The organism is Colwellia aquaemaris (assembly GCF_057548755.1).
In genome coordinates, this window is sequence record NZ_BAAJLV010000001.1 from 557,094 (window position 1) to 578,315 (window position 21,222).

Genomic DNA, 21,222 nt, shown 5'->3' on the forward strand with positions numbered 1-21,222 from the left:
AGTGATTACGGGTAATAAAAGTACCAGCTGGAAGTTTTTCAGCTGGTTTTTTGCTTTTGCACTTATGGTGCCTGTGTTGGTAATGGTGGTTGCAGGCATTAGTGCCTCCAGCGATTTATTTTCGCATTTATGGTCGACGGTGTTGCCTGAGTATATCCGGAACACTCTTTTCTTAGGTGTTATGGTGGTAATACTATCATTGTGCTTTGGTGTTCCTGCTGCTGTTTTCATTAGTCAAACCAATATTTTTATGGCTAAATATCTACGCTGGTTATTGATGCTGCCGTTAGCCATGCCAGCCTATTTAGTAGCTTACCTTTATACTGATTTATTTGATTATGCTGGGCCTGTGCAACGACTATTGCGCGACTGGTTTGGCTGGCAAGCACCTAGCGATTACTACTTTTTTGATATCAGAACCTTAGGTGGTGCGGCAATTATTATTGCGCTGGTATTATTTCCCTACGTTTATATGCTCACGCGTACCGCTTTTGAAAGCCAAGATCGTAATTTGTTACGTGCTAGCCGATTACTTGGCTGCAGTGAAAAGCAGAGCTTTTTTCAAGTGTCATTACCACTCGCTCGGCCAGCTATAGCTGTCGCTTTAACTTTAGTGCTTATGGAAACATTAGCAGATTTCGCAACCGTGCAATATTTTGCTGTTAATACTTTAACTACGGCCATTTATGATACTTGGTTAGGTTATGGAGATTTTCCAGCAGCTAATGCCCTCGCTAGCATGTTAATGTTGTTAGTGCTATTTGTGGTGGTTGCAGAACAAAGAGCAAGGGCAGGACAGCGACACCAATCAAATCGACCAAATACTGATGTTGAGCTAAAAAAACTAAGCATGACACAACAAATTTTTGCTGGCGTTTTTTGTTGGGGATTAGTCTTCGCGGGCTTTTTGTTACCTTTGAGCTTGTTGATAAGTATGGCAATTGATTATGCCGATTATTCACAGCTGCTAAATTTATTAGAAACCGGAACCAACAGTATTAAAGTGGCGACATATAGTGCCACTATAGCGACATTAATTGCTTTGTTTTTAGCATTATTTCAACGTTTACATGATAGTCGATGGAAAGCGTTGCCATTGCAAATATCTGGTTTTGGCTATGCCATACCAGGCACTGTATTAGCGATGGCAATGTTGGCAACCTTTGGACCTTTAGATCATGCAATTAATGATGTTGCAAAATATTTTGCATTTAAAGCACCTGGTTTGGTTTTGTCAGGTACGGTGTTTGCCATTATCTTTGCTTATGTGGTTAGGTTTTCAGCAATTGCTAATGGCACAATATCTGCGGGTGTAGGACAAATTTCAAAGTCACTTGATTTAGCGCCAGCAAGTTTGGGCATTAAAACACGCTTGGCAGTTTTTAAAGTACATTTACCTTTGTTAAAGTCGTCAATATTCATTGCCTGGCTATTGGTTTTTGTCGAAGCAATGAAAGAGCTACCTGCGGTGTTACTATTGCGACCTTTTAATTTTGAGACTCTCAGTACCCAAGTTTACCAATTGATTTCAGATGAAAGGTTAGAACAAGGGGCGTTAGGAGCAATTTTAATTGTATTGTTTGGCCTATTGCCGATTATTTTTCTAAACCGCGAAAAGGAAAACAAATGAGCGAACTGCTTAAAATCGATAGTTTAGCGGTTGAATTTGAAAATAAGTCTATTTTGTCAGGCGTAGAATTAACCTTGAACAAAGGTGAAATATTGGGCTTAGTCGGGCCAAGTGGTTGTGGTAAAACCACATTGCTAAATACGCTGGCAGGGTTTATTGAACAATCGCACGGTGAAATTGTTCTCTATTGTGAGAAAAAACCAGCATTGCAAATTTCTCAACAAAATATGCTCGCGCCGGAAGAGCGCAATATAGGTATGATTTTTCAAGACTATGCCTTATTTCCACATTTGTCAGTGACTGAAAACATTTGCTTTGGTATTAAAAAACTCGATAAAACTGAACAGCAAAATCGCTGTAATCAACTGTTAAATTTATTGGAGCTAAATGAATATGCAGAACGTTACCCGCATCAGTTATCCGGCGGCCAGCAGCAGCGGGTTGCAATTGCTCGAGCATTAGCTCCTCAGCCAAGCTTATTGTTACTTGATGAGCCATTTTCCAATATTGACGCACGACTACGTAACGAGTTAATGATCGAAATTAGGCAACTGCTGAAACGATTAAATATGACGGCAATATTTGTTACGCACAATAAAGATGAAGTCTTTACCTTCGCTGATAAAATAGCTGTGATGCATCAAGGGCAAGTTTTACAAGCAGGTCCCCCCGCTCAAGTTTGTCAGCAACCTAACAGCTGGCAAGTTGCTGACTTTCTGCAATTGGGAAGCTGGTTACCGATAAAAAAACAAACAATAAATGATGAGCTTAAATTTGACACCTTGCTTGGTACCTTGCCAGCAACTAAGGTGAATAATTTCGTAACAAATAACCGTGAGGATACGGGTTATCAATTGTTGGTAAAACCTAACGATATAACGTTATGCGCAAGCGGACATGACAATGTGCTGGTAGAGCATATTGGCGTAACCGAGCAAGGTTATCACTATTTGTTAAGTAGCAAAGATCAGGCTTCTCGCTTAGCTTTTCAGCAATTAAGTTTTTATAGCCAGCAGTTATTTAGCGTTGGCGAGAGTTTAACGATAAAATTGTCGGGCGATAAATTTCAATTATACACTGCTGATTAACGCCACAATACGGCAAAATATTATGCCACTGTCGCTATTTTGTGACATGTAAAATCTCTTAGAGAGCAAAAATAGCGAATTTTTGCTCTTGAATTGGGTCTGGGATCCACAAAAGCCCACAATTTCATAAACTTCCTTGCAAGCCTTTATTTTCTAGGCACTCAGCGAAATTAAATTACAAAAACTTTGCTTGACATAAGTTTGCTTTACTCACTAAACTGTATCAATGTGGGAAAAAGTGGGAAATAGTGGATCAAAGGTGATCCCATATAATAAAACGGATTATGTATAGAGGCGCAAGCGCAATAACGCTCGATAGTAAGAACCGAATAACGATACCAACTAGGTATCGCGAGGAGCTTATTGCCGATTGCCAAGGAAAAATGGTCTGTACTGTAGATATTCAACATCCGTGTTTATTGCTATACCCACTACCAGAATGGGAAGAAATAGAGTTAAAACTTTGCAATTTGTCGAGTATGAATCCGCAAGAAAGATTATTGCAGCAAGTATTACTTGGTAATGCTTCCGATTGTGAAGTTGATAAAAGCGGTCGTTTATTGATTAACGGACCACTACGCCAGCATGCCGGACTAGAAAAAAATTTAATGTTAGTTGGACAATTGCGAAAATTTGAAATTTGGAGTGAAAGCGCGTGGCAGGCGCAAATGCAGCAAGGTATTGCAAAAATTCAATCAGGTGAAATTGAACTGACCGAGCGCCTGCTTGACTTGTCTTTATGATAAGTAGGCAAGTGACATTTATGAAAACAATGAGCGTTAATAAAATCTAATGCAACAAGATAAATCACATATTTCAGTGTTACTTGAAGAATCTATCGCAGGCTTGGACATTAAGCCAGATGGTATTTATATCGACTGCACTTTTGGCCGAGGCGGGCATTCAGGATTGATATTAGAAAATCTTGGTCCTAAAGGTCGTTTAATTGCTATTGATCGCGATCCTACTGCGATAGCAGCAGCTGAAAAATTTGCTGATGATAGCAGATTTACTATCGAACATTTCGGATTTGCCGAATTACAAAATATTGTTGAAAAACATCAATTGGTAGAAAAAGTTGATGGCATCTTACTTGATCTTGGTGTTTCATCACCACAATTAGATGAAGCCGAGCGTGGCTTTAGCTTTATGAAGGACGGTCCATTAGATATGCGCATGGACACCAGTCGTGGGCAAACTGCTGCCCAGTGGTTAGCGGTTGCCGATGTTGAAGATATTACTTGGGTATTGCGAACGTTCGGGGAAGAAAAACATGCCTGGCGTATTGCTAATGCCATTGTTGATGAGCGTGAGGAAAATCCATTAACAAGAACAGGGCAATTAGCGCAGCTTATTAAGAAAACAGCGCCGCAACGAGAAATTAAAAAACACCCAGCAACGCGAAGCTTTCAAGCGATACGTATGTATATCAATAGCGAGTTAGAGCAAATAGAAAAGGCACTAGCGGCGTCGTTGACGATACTTAAAGAAGGCGGTCGTTTAACCGTTATTAGTTTTCATTCGCTTGAAGATCGTTTAGTTAAACAATTTATGAAAAAGCACTCACAAGCGAAAAAGGTCCCGCGTGGCTTACCAGTTAGTGAAGAAGAGCTAAATAAAGGTAAAAGCTTAGCTTTAGTTGGCAAGAAGCTGAAACCAACAAAAAATGAAGTGGCAGAAAATGTACGCTCACGTAGCTCTGTATTAAGAGTTGCCCAGAGATTAGCACGCTAACAAAGGTGCCATAAAATGACAACCAAGAAAGTTGTGTTAGCGTTGGATATATGGCACGACATTCAACGTCACTTGTTGATATACGGCATTTTGTTTTTAGTGATTGCATCGGCATTTGCGGTGATTTATTTCACTCACTTGAACCGACAAACCACTAGTACCATTGAAGTGTTATTAACCGAACGAGACGCCTTAGAGAATGAATGGCGTAACTTGTTATTAGAGCAAAACAGTTTAGCTGAGCATAGCGCAATAGAGAGTAAGGCCGAAAAGCAATTGAATATGACTAGACCGGATGCAAGTTCAGAAGTCATTATTAAATTACCAAATTGATAAATATGAATAGAGCAGTGAAAAAATCAGCACAATACAACCCGAATACCGTGGCATGGCGTTTTTACGTTGTGCTTGCGACGGTTGTGCTGATTTATGCTGGTTTAATGGCTCGTACTGCTTATATTCAAGTGATTGAACCAGATATGCTTAAAAAGCAAGGGGACAATCGCTCTCTTCGAACCAATACTAAAACGGTGCAGCGTGGCTCAATAGTTGACCGAAACGGCCATGAATTAGCTATTAGCGTACCCGTTGAGACGGTTTGGGCTGATCCAAAAGTTATTTTTGATAGCAATGCGCTAACAATGGATAAGCATTGGCAAGCACTAGCTGATGTTCTTGGCCAGAATGTTAATAAACTCAAAGTTAGAGTCACTAAAAATCCCAATAAACGCTTTGTTTATATTGAACGCAAAGTAGCACCTGCGATGGCGAATTATATTCGAGAGTTAAAAATTCCAGGCATTCATTTGCGTAAAGAATCAAAACGTTTTTACCCTACCGGTGAAATAAGCGCGCATATTGTCGGCTTTACTAATGTTGATGACAAAGGTATTGAAGGGGTTGAGCGGGTATACAACCAATTATTGACGGGTGAAAACGGTGAGAAAAAATACCGTAAAGACGCCAAAGGTAGAAAAATTGAAATTCTCTCGGTAAAAGAGTCAACTCCACCAAAAGATATTATTTTAAGTATTGATCAACGTATTCAAGCGTTGGCATATCGTGAATTAAAAGGTGCGGTAAAAGCCTTTAAAGCGACGTCTGGCTCTGCAGTAGTCACTAATGTTAATACTGGTGAAGTATTAGCCTTGGTAAATAGTCCGTCTTACAATCCAAATAACCGTGCTGGTGTGGCAATTCATCGTTTTCGTAACCGTGCCATTACCGATATCTATGAGCCGGGTTCGACTATGAAGCCGTTAACAGTGTTAACCGCTTTGGAATTTGGTAGCGTAGAAAAAGACAGCATTGTTGACACATATCCAGGCTGGATGCGCTTAGGCGGCAGTCGTGTTTCTGACCCGCGTTATTTAGGCAAAATTACTTTGCCGGAATTGTTAGTGCATTCTTCAAATATGGGCACAACTAAGTTGGCATTATCGGTGCCTAAAGACTATTTAATCGATAAATTTTTTGATGCTGGCTTTTCGGAAGATACCGGCACAGGCTTAGTGGGTGAAAGCTCGGGTATGATGCATGACAGATCACGCTGGTCAAAGTTTGAGTTAGCTACCTTATCATGGGGACATGGTGTCGCCATAACACCAATTCAGTTAGCTCGGTTTTACTCCACTTTAGGTAATGGCGGTTTGAAAAAGCCACTAACGATATTAAAAAAACCTCAAGGTAGTGAGTTTGCCGACGAAAGTGAGCGTATTTTTTCTCAAGAGCATAGTCAAAATGTGGTAGAAATGCTCGAACATGTGGTTAATGAACAATATACAGTAGCAAAAGTTGATGGTTATCGAGTTGGTGGTAAAAGCGGTACGGCAATAAAAGCATTTGCTGGTGGTTATGGCAATGATTATGTTGGTTTATTTGCTGGATTAGCGCCAATTTCTGATCCGGAAATTGCCGTGGTGGTGGTGATCGATGATCCTGGCGGTGATTTATATCATGGCGGTGAAGTGGCCGCGCCGGTGTTTTCCAGAATTATGAAAGGGGCACTGCGGTTGCTCAATGTTCCACCTGATGGTAATTCGAGGATATCCTCACTGAAACCAAAACAACAAATTGAAAATACCCCTAAGGAGCGTGACCATGTCTGATCACGCTTTACGCGTTTATAATCGTCCAACAATATTGCGTGCCCTTGATGCGGTATTTTCGCTTACTGGCATTGAGTTTACCGAGCAAGAAAGTCAGGCACTTAAACGAAGTCTTGATAGTGCCAGTAAGGCCAATCTTGTGAACGATACTCGCGCCTTAAAGGCCGGTGATGTGTTTTGTGCCGTGATTGGTACCGTTCAAGATGGTAGACAATACCTTGAGCAAGCAATAGCAGCAAAGTGTGCGATGGCGCTGGTAGAAACAGAGAAGAGCACTGAGCATGGCAAGTTAGTTTGGCGTGATAGTATTGATGGGCACCCGATCCCTGTTATTGCACTTTATCAGCTAAATAGTATTTTGTTTTTGGTTGCTAAGGCGTTCTATGGTGAGCCACAACAGCAGTTGAATATCATTGGTATTACCGGTACCAACGGCAAAACCAGTACCAGCCAAATAATAGCTAATTTGTTAGATCAATGTCGACGCAATTGCGCTGTGATTGGCACAACAGGTGCAGGTAAGCTGTCACAGTTGCAAGCTATTGAAAATACAACGCCTGGAGCAACGCAACTACTGCAACTTCTATCTAAATTTGTTGAACAAGGTATTTCCGATGTTGCTATGGAAGTTTCCTCCCATGCCTTATCACAAAAAAGAGTAACCGCAGAGTTATTCGATACCGCTGTTTTTACAAACTTAACACGAGATCACCTTGATTTTCATAAAACAATGGACGCGTATGGTGAAGCGAAGAAAGCAATTTTTTCTGGCTTAGCTGAACAAACAGCAATACTTAATGCTGATGATGCACAAGCAAAAATTTGGTTAGAAAACTGGTCGAAAACACAGCCTTTAATGGTTTATGGCCGCGGTGATGAAACAGCAAGTTATCAAAATTTTGTTCAGGCTAAAAATATCGTTCACCACAGTGCCGGTGTTTGTTTTGACTTATTATCAAGCAAAGGACAATGCCAAATAGAGAGTAAACTCTTGGGTGATTTTAATGTCGAAAACTTATTGGCAGCGATAGCTGTACTTTTGACTAAAGATATTAATTTAGGGGCAATTAAAGACGCGATTAGTGAATTATCAGCGATTATCGGTCGAATGGAAGCTTTTTCCGCTACTGGTAAGCCGACTGCGGTTGTTGATTATGCCCATACTCCTGATGCTTTAGCCAGCGCATTAGATGCATGCCGATTGCATTGCCACGGCAAGTTGTGGCTGGTATTTGGCTGTGGTGGTGATCGCGATATTGGTAAGCGCGCAGAAATGGCGCAAGTAGCAGAGCACAAAGCTGATCGAATTATTATTACTAATGATAACCCGCGTACCGAAGCGCCAGAGCAAATTGCTCAGGCTATTCTGGCTGGTTTTTCGACCACAGAACATGTTTCAAAAATATTAGATAGAGAACAAGCCGTATTGAGCGCGTTAAAACAAGCAAGTAAAGACGATGTAGTGCTGTGTGCCGGTAAAGGTCATGAAGATTACATTATTATTGGTGGCGAGAAGCAACATTATGATGAGCGTGCGGTAGTGCGAAGTTTCTATGCTAATGAGGGCAGATTATGATCCCATTATCATTAACTGAAATAGCCCAAGCAATTAATGGCCAGCTAATAGGTGACGATGTCACTGTTAATGCTATTAGTACAGATAGCCGAGCCTTGAATTCTGGTGACGTGTTTCTTGCGTTAAAAGGTCCTAATTTTGATGGCCACAAATTTGTAGCGCAGGTAAGTGAACTGGGTTGCAGTGCGGTTATTGTTCAGCAGCAGTGCCATGATATCAATATTGCTCAAATTGTAGTTGAGGACAGTCATCAAGCGTTAGGTCAAATTGCTGCCCATGTTAAAGAAAAAGTTGCTGTTAAAACGGTAGCGATCACCGGAAGTAGCGGTAAAACCACAGTAAAAGAAATGGTTGCCGCTATTTTAGGGCGTTTAGGCAAAGTATTAGCAACGCAAGGTAATTTCAATAATGACATCGGAGTGCCACTAACGCTATTACGTTTAGAGCATGAGCATGACTTTGCTGTTGTTGAATTAGGTGCAAACCATATTGGTGAGATCGCGTATACATCAGCACTGGTTAAGCCTGACGTTGCAATTATCAATAACATTGCCGCAGCTCATTTAGAGGGATTTGGCGATTTATGCGGTGTTGCTCGTGCCAAGGGAGAAATATTCCAAGGCTTACAAGCTGGCGGTGTGGCAATTTATGGACAAGATAGCCAGTGGTCGCATAAATGGCAATGGCGCTTAACAGACAAAGAAGTAAGAACATTTTCATCACAAGTAAATGCTGATTGTTATAGTCATGATGAGGTACTTGATGATAACGGTTGTGCAAGTTTTAAATTGGCAACCTACAAAGGTAGCACTTATATTGAGCTAACTGTGCCAGGTCATCATAATGTTAGTAATGCGGTGGCTGCTGCTGCGATAGCATTAGAGTTTGGTGCCAGCTTAGATGATATTCGTTTAGGTTTAGCAGAAATGGCGCCAGTAAAAGGCCGGTTAAATTTACATCAACTGGCTGATAACACTAAGTTAATTGATGACACCTATAATGCGAATGTTGAATCTATTAATGCAGCATCTGATTTGCTATCAAGCTACCCTGGGCGTCGAGTCTTGATTTTAGGCGATATGGGCGAGCTTGGCAGCGATGCTCGTCGTTATCATCAAGAAGTTGGTGAACATGCAAGAAAACAAGGTATTGATGACTTATTAACTCTAGGTGTGCTAAGCCAAAGTGCTTCTGATGCTTTTTATCAAGGGCAAGCCTCTACATCACAACATTTTAGTAGCAAAGAAAAGCTACTCTCTCGCTTACAAACATTGCTTCAAGGTGAGGAGCAACAAATTACAATTTTAGTTAAAGGTTCACGCAGTGCTCATATGGAATACGTAGTTGCTGATATTATTCAATGGCAGAACAGCCAAGCTACGCAGGAGCATGCATAATGTTACTTTGGTTAGGTGAGTATCTCACACAATATTTTTCATTTTTTAACGTTTTTTCTTACTTAACGTTTCGAGCGATAGTTTCAACGCTCACGGCGTTGGCCCTTTCGTTGTATTTTGGCCCGAAATTGATCCGTGCCTTGCAAAAAATGCAGATTGGCCAAACTGTGCGTGATGATGGCCCAGAAAGTCACTTATCAAAATCGGGCACGCCTACGATGGGTGGAATATTAATTCTCGCATCTATTGTAGTTAGTGTGCTGCTTTGGGCTGACTTAAACAATACCTATGTTTGGGTGGTGTTATTTGTCGTGGTCAGCTTTGGTTTAATTGGTTTTGTTGATGATTATCGAAAAGTTATCCGCAAAGATTCAAATGGCTTAATTGCACGCTGGAAGTATTTCTGGCAAACCGTTGCAGGCTTAGCAACCGCTATATTTTTATATCAATTTGCTCAAAGCCCAGAAGAAACAACCTTATTAATTCCGTTTATTAAGAACGTCTTACCTCAATTAGGCTTACTGTATATCGGCTTGGTTTATTTTGTCATTGTTGGTACCAGTAATGCGGTTAATTTAACTGACGGCTTAGATGGTTTAGCCATAGTTCCAACAATAATGGTGGCGGGTGCATTTGCGGTATTTGCTTATATGACAGGTAATGCGGTTTTTTCTGATTACTTACACATTCCACATATTGCTCTTGCTAGTGAGTTAGTCGTGGTTTGCACCGCTATTGTTGGTGCTGGACTTGGTTTCCTATGGTTTAACACATATCCAGCGCAAGTATTTATGGGTGATGTTGGTTCATTGGCCTTAGGGGCGGCATTAGGTGTAATTGCGGTACTTGTTCGCCAAGAGTTAGTACTGTTTATTATGGGCGGTGTTTTCGTAATGGAAACCTTATCGGTTATTTTACAAGTGGGCTCTTATAAATTACGAGGCCAGCGAATCTTTCGTATGGCGCCGATTCATCATCACTATGAATTAAAAGGTTGGCCAGAACCAAGAGTTATTGTCCGCTTTTGGATTATTTCTTTGGTCTTAGTATTGATAGGTTTAGCCACCTTGAAGTTACGTTAGTAACGCAAAACAAAAACAAATTTAATGGTTTTAAAAAGGTAAAAGTAAACGCGTGAATACACAATTGCAACAGTCGGTAACGAGGCAATTTGACAACAAGAAAGTCGTGATCTTAGGTATTGGCATCACGGGTTTATCGTGCGCGCGTTTTTTACATCGACATCATATTGTATTTTCGGTAAATGACAGCCGAGCTATGCCTATATCTCCAGGAGATTTCAAGCATCAATTTGCTGACAACCAATTAGTATTAGGTCACTGGGACAAAGCACTTATCGCCGACGCCGATGTACTTATAGTTAGCCCAGGTATTGATTTGACGGCTGAAAATATTGAATCAGCCGTACCAAGGCATTGCGATATTATTGGCGACATTGAATTATTTTGTCGGCTAAGCACTACACCTATCATTGCGGTAACTGGTTCTAATGGAAAATCAACCGTGGTATCTATGTTATATCATGTTGGTAATGAGCTTGGTTATAAAGTGCAATTGGGCGGCAATATAGGTTTGCCAGTGTTAGATCAGATTGAGCATGCCGCCGATTTTATGGTATTGGAATTATCCAGCTTTCAGCTTGAAACTGTGCGTAGTATGTCGGCACTATCCGCTTCGGTGTTAAATGTTAGTGATGATCATTTAGATCGTCATAAAACCATAGAAAATTACGCAGCAATAAAACAGGGCATCTATCACAAGGCGCAAACAATTGTTTATAACCGCGATGACGTTGCAACAAAGCCAAGTAAACAATTGATTGATAGCACCTACTTAAGTTTTGGCAGTGACCGACCTGCAGCTGAGCAATTTGGTATCGACACGATTAATGGTGAAAGTCAGTTAATGTGCGAAGATACATTATTAGCGCCACTGAAAAATATGCCATTGCAAGGTATTCATAATGCATTAAATTACTTATCTGTGCTGGCTTTAGGTAAAGGTGCGGGTTGGAATATTGAGGCAATGGTATCGAGTTTGTTAACCTTTAAAGGCCTTGCACATCGCTGCGAAGTAATCGAGAGCCAAGATGATATATGCTGGGTTAACGACTCTAAAGCAACCAATGTCGGCGCTACAATTGCTGCAATTGATGGTTTAGCGCCAACTTTGGGCGACAAACGTTTGATTTTAATTGCAGGTGGCGATGGCAAAGGTGCAGACTTTACGCCGTTAGCTAAAGCATTAACTGAGCAAGTTGAATACCTTATTACCTTAGGTAAAGATGGCCGCGCTATTGGTCATTTACGTTTGGAAAGTCAGCGCGCTAAAACACAACATGTTGCGAGCTTAGCTGATGCGGTTAAGTTGGCAAGAGAACATGCTAAGCCAGGTGATATGGTGTTGTTATCGCCCGCCTGTGCCAGTTTAGATATGTTTGCAAATTATGTTGAACGTGGTGTTGTTTTTATTAAGTCAGTTTTGTTGGCAAAGGAGCGTAAATAATGTCCGCTTCTTTTATTAATGTGTCACAATTATCGCTTCCTTCTTGGCTTAAAATGGAGTCTTCGTCCGTTGCGACGTTTGATCGAAGCTATCTGATCCTAGCGCTTAGCATGTATATGATAGGATTGGTTATGGTGGCGAGCTCTTCTATGCCGGTGGCAGAGCGGTTATTTAACAACCCATTTCATTTTGTTGTACGCCATATGATTTACATTTGCTTGAGTATTGGCATTGCCGCACTTACTTTGCAAATTCCTATGAGTCGTTGGCATCAATACAGTGGCAAATTACTGCTGCTGGCGATTGCGCTATTAATTATTGTGTTGTTGATTGGTCGTACCGTTAACGGTTCGACACGATGGATTGTACTTGGCCCAATTACGGTTCAAGCAGCAGAGCCTGCAAAACTCTTTTTCTTTTGTTACTTATCAGCTTATTTAGTACGCCGTCGTGATGAAGTTATTGAGAATATTAAGGGCTTTGCTAAGCCATTAGCCGTGTTTGGGGTTTTAGGTGGCTTGCTACTTATGCAACCTGATTTAGGCACCATTATCGTTATGTTCGTAACAACGTTTGGCTTATTGTTTCTTGCGGGTGCTAAGTTATGGCAATTTATCGCCATTGCTGGCGTCGGTATAAGTTTATTGTCGATGTTGGCTTATTTTTCCCCTTACCGTTGGGCGCGGGTTACTGGCTTTTTAGACCCATGGAAAGATCCGTTTGGCAGTGGTTATCAGTTAACTCAATCACTAATGGCTTATGGCCGCGGTGAATCGTTTGGGCAAGGTTTAGGTAACAGTGTACAAAAGCTTGAGTATTTACCTGAAGCGCATACTGACTTTGTGATGGCCGTGCTTGCGGAAGAATTTGGTTTTGTCGGTATCAGCGTTATTTTACTGCTTAGTATGGCCTTAGTTTTTAAAGCACTATTGTTAGGTAGAAAAGCGGTAAATCAAGAAAAATATTTCGAAGGCTTCTTTGCATATGCCATTGGTATTTGGTTTTGTTTCCAAGCAGCAGTAAATATCGGGGCTAGCGCTGGCATAGTACCAACCAAAGGTTTGACTATGCCGTTAATTAGCTATGGCGGTAGCTCAATGATCATCATGACCATAGCTGTGGTTATTCTTATTCGTATCGATCATGAAATTAGGTTGCAAAGTATTCAGGCAACTAGCAGAACCAGTGGTGTAAAAAAGAAAATAAAGAAATTGAAAAAGAACAATATAAAGGAGGGCGAAAATGACTGAGCAAGTATCTCATCAAGTCAAAAGTGATGTAAGTCATGCTGTAATGCGTCCGACAATTTTAGTGATGGCTGGCGGTACTGGTGGCCATATATTTCCTGGTATTGCGGTAGCAGAAGAGTTAGTAAAGCAAGGTTGGAAAGTACACTGGTTAGGAACTGCACAGCGCATGGAAGCTGATATTGTTCCTAAGCAAGGTTATCCAATTTCGTTTATCAATATTGCCGGTATTCGTAATAAAGGCTGGCAAACGTGGCTTAAAACACCCTTTAAAGTTTTGCAATCAGTTATGCAGTCTATTCGTGTGTTGCGTGATGTTAAGCCTAATGTGGTGCTGGGTATGGGGGGATATGCGAGTGCACCTGGTGGTGTCGCTGCATGGCTGTTACGTATTCCTTTAGTTTTGCATGAGCAGAATGCCGTTGCCGGTATGAGTAATCGCTTTTTGTCTCATTTCGCTACTAAAACTTTGAGTGCTTTTCCTGGTGCATTTAGTGAACGTGTAACCTCTAAAGTGGTGGGTAATCCGCTACGTAGCGACATTATCGCTATTGACAATGTTATTCCCGAACAACCAGCGACCAGTAAAAAAGTGTTAGTGGTTGGCGGTAGTTTAGGGGCAAAAGTGCTAAATGATGTTGTGCCGCAAGCCATGAAGCAAATTAAGGTACAAAGTATTGATGTCTGGCACCAAACCGGTGCCGGCAATGAGCAAGCGGTTTTAGCAAGTTACCAAAATTTTGGTCTGCCGGAAGATAAAGTAAAAGTTACCGAGTTTATCGATGATATGGCTAGTGCGTACCAATGGGCTGACGTGGTAATTTGTCGCGCTGGTGCATTAACAGTTTCAGAATTAGCCATGGCTGCAAAGCCGGCTATTTTTGTGCCCCTACCGCATGCTGTTGATGATCATCAAACTAAAAATGCCATGTATTTAGTGAACTGTGGTGCGGCAAAGCTAATTGCCCAAAAAGAATTTAATGGCACTACCTTAGGGCAAACGCTGAATAGCTTGTTTATTTCAGACAAAGTGGTTCAGCAAATGTCAAAAGCTGCTCATAACGCAGCGCATGCTGATGCAACGATACATGTTGCTCAGACTTGTATAGAGGTGGCCGAATAATGAGTAAAAGTATGACGATAGAAAAAAATGATACTAAAGCGGCTTTAAATACTTATAACCGAGTCCCGGAAATGCGCCGAGTGAAAACCATTCACTTTGTTGGTATTGGTGGTGCGGGCATGGGTGGCATTGCGGAAGTATTATTAAATGAAGGCTATAACATTACCGGCTCCGATATTGGTGAAAATCAAGTCGTTAAACGATTAACGGCGCTGGGGGCAAAAGTCACCATAGGCCATCATGAAAATAATGTCGATAACGCAAGTGTTATTGTGGTTTCTACGGCAATTGACAGTGAGAATCCAGAGTTAGTTGCTGCGAATGAAAAGCGTATTCCGGTTGTTCGTCGCGCCGAAATGTTGGCGGAGTTAATGCGTTTTCGACACGGTATTGCCATTGCGGGCACTCATGGTAAAACCACAACCACTAGCTTAATAGCGAGTATTTTTGCACAGGCAAATTTAGATCCAACTTTTGTTATTGGTGGCTTATTAAATAGTGCCGGCACTAATGCTCGTTTAGGTAGCAGTCGTTATTTAATTGCTGAAGCGGACGAAAGTGACGCGTCATTCCTACATTTACAGCCTATGGTTGCCGTCATCACCAATATCGATGAAGACCATATGGAAACTTATCAAGGTGATTTTGAAAAGCTCAAAGACACCTATATTGAATTTTTACATAATCTACCGTTTTATGGTTTAGCTGTTGTTTGTATAGATAACCCAGTTGTTCGCGAAATATTGCCTCGTATTAGTCGACAGGTAATTACCTACGGCTTTTCTCAAGACGCTGATGTTAGAGCCAGCAACTATCAGCAAGCTGCAGGGATGAGTTCGTTTGTCGTTGAACGTGAAGGTAGCGCACCGTTATCGCTGAGTGTTAACTTGCCGGGTGAACACAACGTGCTAAATGCTTTAGCGGGGGTTGCAGTTGCAATCGACGAAGGGGTTGAAGACAAAGCGATTCAGCAAGCTTTACAAGGCTTTGCTGGAATAGGTCGCCGTTTTGAAAAACTGACCACACTAAGTACTGAACATGGTGAAATGACATTAATAGATGATTACGGTCATCATCCAACTGAAGTGAAAGCAACTATAGATGCGATGCGAAATGGTTGGCCAGATAAAAAATTAGCTATGGTATTTCAGCCACACCGCTATTCCCGTACTCGTGATCTTTATGAAGACTTTGTGGAAGTGTTGTCGGAAGCTGATTATCTATTTTTATTGGATGTCTATGCCGCTGGTGAAGCACCCATTGCCAATGCTGATAGTAAAAGTTTAGCGCGCAGCATTCGTCAACGTGGTCAAGTTGAACCCATTTATGTTAGTGACAGCAGTCAATTAGCTGAATTGTTGGCGGCTAATTTACGCGATGGCGATATGGTTATCACGCAAGGGGCAGGTAATATTGGTGCGATAGCGCGCAGCTTGGCCAATGATAAAAAACTAACGGTAGTAAAATCATGAAGCCTATTAAACAACAAAAATTAGCTGTGTTATATGGAGGCACCTCAGCTGAGCGCGAAGTATCGCTTAACTCAGGTCAAGCTATTGCAAATGGTCTAATTACGGCTGGCTTTGACGTGCAACTAATTGATACCCAAGACTATTGCTTAAGTGATTTAGCAACTCTAGATATTGATAGAGTATTTATCGCCTTACATGGCCGTGGCGGCGAAGATGGATGCGTACAAGGTGCGCTGCAATATATGAATATTCCATATACTGGTTCTGATGTTTTAGGCTCCGCATTATCAATGGATAAAATTCGCAGTAAGCAAGTGTTTCAAGCGATGGGCTTGCCAACAGCGTCATTTTCTATTGTTAATAAGCAGGACTATCACCGCCAAGAAGCCAAAGAAATTTTGCAGCAACTTGGTGGTATGGTGATGGTGAAACCTGCCAATGAAGGTTCAAGCATTGGCATGTCAAAAGCAGCTAATGCTGAAGATTTACATCAAGCATTAATTGAAGCGTTTCATTATGACCAGCAAGTATTGGTTGAAGCATGGATTCAAGGGCCAGAATATACCGTGGCTATTATTGGGCAAACGCCAATGCCAGTTATTCATATGGAAACACCGCATGATTTCTATGACTACGATGCGAAATATAAATCAACGAGTACGCAATACCATTGTCCGTGCCATTTATCTGCAAAAGAGGAAGCTGAATTACAAGCTATCGCACTAAAGGCATTTAATGCCACAGGTGCTAAAGGTTGGGGCAGAGTTGATGTCATGCGTAACGAGCAAAAGCAATGGCAATTATTAGAAGTTAATACCGTGCCGGGTATGACAGAAACGTCACTAGTACCAAAAGCGGCAAAAGTACATGGTTTGAACTTTAGTGAATTGGTGACAAAGATTGTTGAAATTAGTGCCGAGGATGTTACGTAACGATGGCAAAGGCAATTAAACAGCAACTTCCATTAGTGGAAGAGTCAGAAAAACTACATTGGACCTTTTGGTTAGGTGTAGCGTTTTTTGTTGCTGTTATTGTCGCAATTTTATCATTTAGCATCTTTCTAAATAAGCGCTTAACTGCAGAAGAGTCGGCGCCTGTTACTAATATCGCTATAGCGGGGGAAATGCCTTATACCACTAGGGCTGATGTTGAAGATGCCATTGAGCAGGTAAATTTAGGCAACTTTTTTAATTTAGATGTTAATGATGTACAGCAAAAAGTCGCAAAACTGCCATGGGTTTACTCGGTTTCAGTGCGTAAAAAGTGGCCAGATGAACTTAAAATTTACATTGTTGACCAAAAACCTATTGCCCATTGGAACGGGGATTTTTTAATAAATGAAAAAGGCAATGCATTTCAAGCTGACATTGCGCGTTTAAGTGCTAAACTACCGGCCTTTTTTGGCCCTGAGGGTAGTGAGCAACTGGCGCTTGAAAACTTTAAGAATTTAAATAAGTTATTGGATTTCAGTCAACTAGCTATTGACGAACTAGTGCTTTCAGAGCGCTTTGCATGGCAGTTGACTTTAGATGACGGGGTAACTATCAACCTAGGGCGTGATAATCGTGTTGAAAGAATACAACGCTTTATGGATGTTTATCCGCAAATAAAGATAAATAAAAAAGCAGGGCAACAAGTTGATTATGTTGACCTGAGATATGATACCGGTTTGGCCGTTGGCTGGAAAACCGAAAACAACAAAGAAAGAGTTTAACGTTAATGTCAAAAATAACTGAAAGAAACTTAGTGGTTGGCTTAGATATTGGAACTTCAAAAATTTCAGTAGCTGTGGGCGAAATCACTCCAGACAATCAACTCAGCATTGTTGGCGTTGGCAATCAGCCTGCACGTGGTATGGATAAAGGGGGAGTGAATGATCTTAACCTTGTTATTCAGTCCATCCAACGAGCGATTAATGAAGCTGAATTGATGGCAGATTGCCATATAACGTCAGTTTACTTAGGCATTTCTGGAAAACATATAAGCTGCCAAAATGAAAATGGCATGGTGCCAATTAATGATAAAGAAGTGATGCAAGATGATGTTGACAATGTCATACATACCGCTCGCTCAGTTCCTATTTCGGCAGAGCGTCGTATGCTGCATGTTTTACCACAAGAATACAGTATTGATTGTCAAGACGGTATTAAAAGCCCTATCGGTATGTCTGGGGTACGTATGGAAGCCAAAGTCCATATTGTTACTTGTGCAAATGATATGGCAAAAAACATTGTTAAATGTGTTGAACGTTGTGACTTAAAAGCCGATCAACTTATTTTTTCTGCGTTAGCGTCGAGCTACGCAGTATTAACTGACGATGAAAAAGAGTTAGGCATTTGTGTGGTTGATATGGGTGCCGGCACTATGGATATTTCAGTCTTTACAGGTGGTGCACTACGTCATACGGCGGTTATTCCTGTTGCAGGTAATCAAGTAACCAGTGATATTGCGAAAATATTTCGTACGCCATTAAGCCATGCTGAAGAAATTAAAGTGCAATATGCTTGTGCACTGCGCCAAATGGTTAGCATGGAAGAAAATATTGAAGTGCCAAGTGTTGGTGGTAGGCCTGCTCGTTCAATGTCTCGACATACTTTAGCTGAGGTTGTTGAGCCTAGATATCATGAACTCTTTGAGTTAGTGCAAGAAGAACTACGTGAATGTGGCCTAGAAGATCAAATAGCAGCAGGCTATGTATTAACCGGCGGTACCGCGAAAATGGAAGGGGTTGTGGAATTTGCTGAAGAAGTATTCCAAATGCCGGTTCGTGTTGCACAACCTGCGGATGTATGTGGATTAAAAGAATATGTTAATGACCCAACATATTCTACCGTTGTTGGCTTATTGCATTATGGTATGCAAGCAAACTTACAACAAAACAATGAGCAAAAGAAAAGTGAGTCAGTGGGCAGTATAGGCTCGCGAGTATTAGCTTGGTTTAAAGGTGAATTTTAATTAGTTGCACAAGCGGCTAATTGGAAATGAAGAACGAGTTTTGGTGGAACAAAACGAATTAAAAATCGGAGATAATAAAAATGTTTGAATTAATGGAAGACCACAATGAAGAAGCTGTCATCAAGGTTATTGGTGTTGGCGGCGGCGGTGGCAACGCCGTAGAACATATGGTTTCACAAACCATTGAAGGTGTAGAATTTATTACTGCTAATACGGACTCACAAGCATTACGTAATTCAGCAGCTAATGTTACCTTACAATTAGGTCATGATGTTACTAAAGGTTTAGGTGCTGGTGCTAATCCTGAAATTGGCCGTCGTAGTGCCGAAGAAGACAGAGAAACCATTAAAGAAACTTTGCAAGGTGCTGATATGATTTTTATCGCAGCTGGCATGGGTGGTGGAACAGGTACAGGTGCGGCGCCTGTTGTAGCAGAAATTGCGAAGGAAATGGGCATCTTAACGGTTGCTGTTGTTACTAAGCCATTTCCTTTTGAAGGGAAAAAGCGTATGAACTATGCCGACCAAGGTATTGAGTTCTTATCAAAGAGCGTAGATTCCTTGATCACCATCCCTAACGAAAAGTTATTAAAAGTTTTAGGCCCAGGAACTAGCTTACTTGACGCATTTAAAGCTGCTAACAATGTTTTATTAGGTGCAGTACAAGGTATTGCGGAACTTATTACCCGTCCAGGACTCATAAATGTGGATTTTGCCGATGTTAGAACGGTAATGTCTGAAATGGGAACGGCAATGATGGGGTCTGGTATAGCATCTGGACCTGATCGCGCTGAAGAAGCGGCAGAAGCGGCTATTTCTAGTCCGTTACTTGAAGATGTTGATCTAGCTGGTGCACGCGGTATTTTGGTTAATATTACTGCTGGTATGGATATAAGTATTGATGAGTTTGAAACTGTTGGTAATGCGGTTAAAGCTTTTTCATCTGAAAATGCCACTGTAGTTGTTGGTGCAGTTATTGATCCTGAAATGACAGAAGACCTACGTGTAACTGTTGTGGCAACAGGTATTGGTGCTGAACGTAAGCCAGATATTACTTTAATTAACCCAGCGCCAGCAGTTGAACCACAAGTGGTAGGCGGTGATTATGTTCCAAGTGCGCAACCAGAGGTAAAAGCTAACCCTGTGACTATGCCAGAGGCAAATGCACAAGCTCAGAAAGTGGCGGCAACAGAACTTGATGACTATCTGGATATTCCAGCATTTTTACGTAAACAAGCGGACTAAAAATTGCTTGTTTAGTTTGAGTCAATAGACAGTGAATGTTGATATTTTGATTTTGTTAGGCTTTTTTGCTATATTACGCCTCCGCTAAATTCAGGTGGGTGCTAATAGAGCACAATATAGGCTTAAGAAGGCTATTTATGATTAAACAACGTACGATAAAAGAAAATGTCTCTGCCATAGGTGTAGGGTTACATAAAGGTGAAAAGGTGCAGATCACTCTCCGTCCTGCTCCTGCTAACACCGGTATTATTTTTCGCCGAGTTGATTTAGATCCTGTTGTCGATATTCCAGCGACACCAGAAGCTGTCGGTGAAACAACTTTATGTACGTGTTTAGTGAATGAGCAAGGTGTTCAGATTTCCACCGTCGAACATCTGCTTTCTGCCGTTGCAGGTTTAGGTATCGACAACCTCATTGTTGAGGTTGATTCGCCTGAAATTCCAATTATGGATGGTAGTGCTTTACCGTTTGTATATTTAATTCAATCGGTTGGCATTGAAACATCAAATGTCGCTAAACGCTTTTTGCGTATTACTAAAACCATTCGAGTTGAAGAAGGCGATAAGTGGGCAGAATTGAGACCTTATGAAGGCTTTCGTGTAAACTTTGCTATTGAATTTGAACATCCAGTAATAGCCAATACTTGTCAAACCATGAGTATGGATCTTTCGAGCTGCTCATTTATCAAAGAAATTAGTCGTGCTCGTACATTCGGTTTTATGAAAGATATTGAATTTTTACGTTCTCATAATTTAGCCTTAGGCGGTAGCCTAGAGAACGCTATTGTATTAGATGAATACCGTATGTTGAACAAAGATGACTTACGTTATGATGATGAATTTGTTAAGCATAAAATTCTTGATGCTATTGGCGACTTATATATGAGTGGCGTCAGCATTTTAGGCGAGTTGAATGCGTTTAAATCTGGTCACGGTTTAAATAATATGTTGCTTCGTGAAGTCTTTAAACAATCTGAGTCTTGGGAATGGGTTACTTATGAGGATACCGTCGAGTCGCCAATTCAATTCCAAGAATTAAGTACAGCACCGTTTTAAGTACAAATTAAATTAATAGTAAAAAGCCAGTCATTTGACTGGCTTTTTTGTTTAGACGAAAAGTTTC

The 21,222-nt window shown here is 41.1% G+C and carries 18 protein-coding genes; all 18 read left to right on the forward strand.

Going from position 1 to position 21,222, the window contains the following annotated elements:
• Position 1: 1 nt before the first annotated feature.
• The 18 genes from AC27HL_RS02530 (at position 2) to lpxC (ending at position 21,155) form a co-directional block, all read left to right on the forward strand.
• Positions 2 to 1,630: an ABC transporter permease gene (locus AC27HL_RS02530; protein ID WP_487078796.1), complete on the forward strand. Its 1,629-nt coding sequence runs from the start codon at positions 2 to 4 to the stop codon at positions 1,628 to 1,630.
• Positions 1,627 to 2,718, forward strand: coding sequence for an ABC transporter ATP-binding protein (locus AC27HL_RS02535; RefSeq protein WP_487078797.1), 1,092 nt, complete (start codon positions 1,627 to 1,629; stop codon positions 2,716 to 2,718). Before AC27HL_RS02530 ends, AC27HL_RS02535 begins: the two co-directional genes overlap by 4 nt.
• 284 nt (positions 2,719 to 3,002) lie before the next feature.
• Positions 3,003 to 3,461 carry a division/cell wall cluster transcriptional repressor MraZ gene (gene mraZ, locus AC27HL_RS02540; protein WP_487078798.1) on the forward strand — a complete coding sequence of 153 codons (459 nt, stop codon included), beginning with the start codon at positions 3,003 to 3,005 and terminating at the stop codon, positions 3,459 to 3,461.
• A 49-nt stretch (positions 3,462 to 3,510) separates the two neighbouring features.
• Positions 3,511 to 4,452, forward strand: a complete 942-nt coding sequence (gene rsmH, locus AC27HL_RS02545; protein WP_487078799.1) for a 16S rRNA (cytosine(1402)-N(4))-methyltransferase RsmH — start codon at positions 3,511 to 3,513, stop codon at positions 4,450 to 4,452.
• Between the two features lie 15 nt (positions 4,453 to 4,467).
• Positions 4,468 to 4,785, forward strand: a complete 318-nt coding sequence (gene ftsL / locus AC27HL_RS02550) for a cell division protein FtsL (protein WP_487078800.1) — start codon at positions 4,468 to 4,470, stop codon at positions 4,783 to 4,785.
• Positions 4,786 to 4,790: 5 nt separating this feature from the next.
• A complete protein-coding gene (locus tag AC27HL_RS02555) occupies positions 4,791 to 6,560 on the forward strand; it encodes a peptidoglycan D,D-transpeptidase FtsI family protein (RefSeq protein ID WP_487078801.1) in 1,770 nt (589 codons plus the stop codon).
• Positions 6,553 to 8,136, forward strand: coding sequence for a UDP-N-acetylmuramoyl-L-alanyl-D-glutamate--2,6-diaminopimelate ligase (locus tag AC27HL_RS02560; protein ID WP_487078802.1), 1,584 nt, complete (start codon positions 6,553 to 6,555; stop codon positions 8,134 to 8,136). Before AC27HL_RS02555 ends, AC27HL_RS02560 begins: the two co-directional genes overlap by 8 nt.
• Complete coding sequence (locus AC27HL_RS02565) at positions 8,133 to 9,533, forward strand: UDP-N-acetylmuramoyl-tripeptide--D-alanyl-D-alanine ligase (RefSeq protein WP_487078803.1); 1,401 nt, start codon at positions 8,133 to 8,135, stop codon at positions 9,531 to 9,533. Before AC27HL_RS02560 ends, AC27HL_RS02565 begins: the two co-directional genes overlap by 4 nt.
• On the forward strand, positions 9,533 to 10,615 hold the full coding sequence (gene mraY, locus AC27HL_RS02570) for a phospho-N-acetylmuramoyl-pentapeptide-transferase (protein ID WP_487078804.1): 1,083 nt from the start codon (positions 9,533 to 9,535) through the stop codon (positions 10,613 to 10,615). The genes AC27HL_RS02565 and mraY overlap by 1 nt, the downstream gene beginning before the upstream one ends.
• A gap of 52 nt (positions 10,616 to 10,667) precedes the next feature.
• Positions 10,668 to 12,059, forward strand: a complete 1,392-nt coding sequence (gene murD, locus AC27HL_RS02575) for a UDP-N-acetylmuramoyl-L-alanine--D-glutamate ligase (protein WP_487078805.1) — start codon at positions 10,668 to 10,670, stop codon at positions 12,057 to 12,059.
• 53 nt (positions 12,060 to 12,112) lie between these two features.
• The gene (ftsW, locus tag AC27HL_RS02580; protein WP_487079877.1) at positions 12,113 to 13,309 is read left to right on the forward strand and encodes a cell division protein FtsW; all 1,197 of its coding nucleotides are present in this window, start codon (positions 12,113 to 12,115) and stop codon (positions 13,307 to 13,309) included.
• 43 nt (positions 13,310 to 13,352) lie between these two features.
• Complete coding sequence (gene murG / locus AC27HL_RS02585; protein ID WP_487079879.1) at positions 13,353 to 14,429, forward strand: undecaprenyldiphospho-muramoylpentapeptide beta-N-acetylglucosaminyltransferase; 1,077 nt, start codon at positions 13,353 to 13,355, stop codon at positions 14,427 to 14,429.
• An 11-nt stretch (positions 14,430 to 14,440) separates the two neighbouring features.
• Positions 14,441 to 15,901 (forward strand): UDP-N-acetylmuramate--L-alanine ligase, encoded by a 1,461-nt coding sequence (gene murC / locus AC27HL_RS02590; protein ID WP_487079881.1) that lies wholly within the window; start codon positions 14,441 to 14,443, stop codon positions 15,899 to 15,901.
• A complete protein-coding gene (locus AC27HL_RS02595; RefSeq protein ID WP_487078806.1) occupies positions 15,898 to 16,833 on the forward strand; it encodes a D-alanine--D-alanine ligase in 936 nt (311 codons plus the stop codon). Before murC ends, AC27HL_RS02595 begins: the two co-directional genes overlap by 4 nt.
• A gap of 2 nt (positions 16,834 to 16,835) precedes the next feature.
• The gene (locus AC27HL_RS02600) at positions 16,836 to 17,615 is read left to right on the forward strand and encodes a cell division protein FtsQ/DivIB (RefSeq protein ID WP_487078807.1); all 780 of its coding nucleotides are present in this window, start codon (positions 16,836 to 16,838) and stop codon (positions 17,613 to 17,615) included.
• A gap of 5 nt (positions 17,616 to 17,620) precedes the next feature.
• Positions 17,621 to 18,856 (forward strand): cell division protein FtsA, encoded by a 1,236-nt coding sequence (gene ftsA, locus AC27HL_RS02605; RefSeq protein ID WP_487078808.1) that lies wholly within the window; start codon positions 17,621 to 17,623, stop codon positions 18,854 to 18,856.
• 80 nt (positions 18,857 to 18,936) lie between these two features.
• Complete coding sequence (gene ftsZ, locus AC27HL_RS02610) at positions 18,937 to 20,100, forward strand: cell division protein FtsZ (RefSeq protein ID WP_487078809.1); 1,164 nt, start codon at positions 18,937 to 18,939, stop codon at positions 20,098 to 20,100.
• A 137-nt stretch (positions 20,101 to 20,237) separates the two neighbouring features.
• Entirely contained in the window at positions 20,238 to 21,155 is a 918-nt protein-coding gene (gene lpxC / locus AC27HL_RS02615) for a UDP-3-O-acyl-N-acetylglucosamine deacetylase (protein ID WP_487078810.1), read from the forward strand.
• Positions 21,156 to 21,222: the final 67 nt, after the last annotated feature.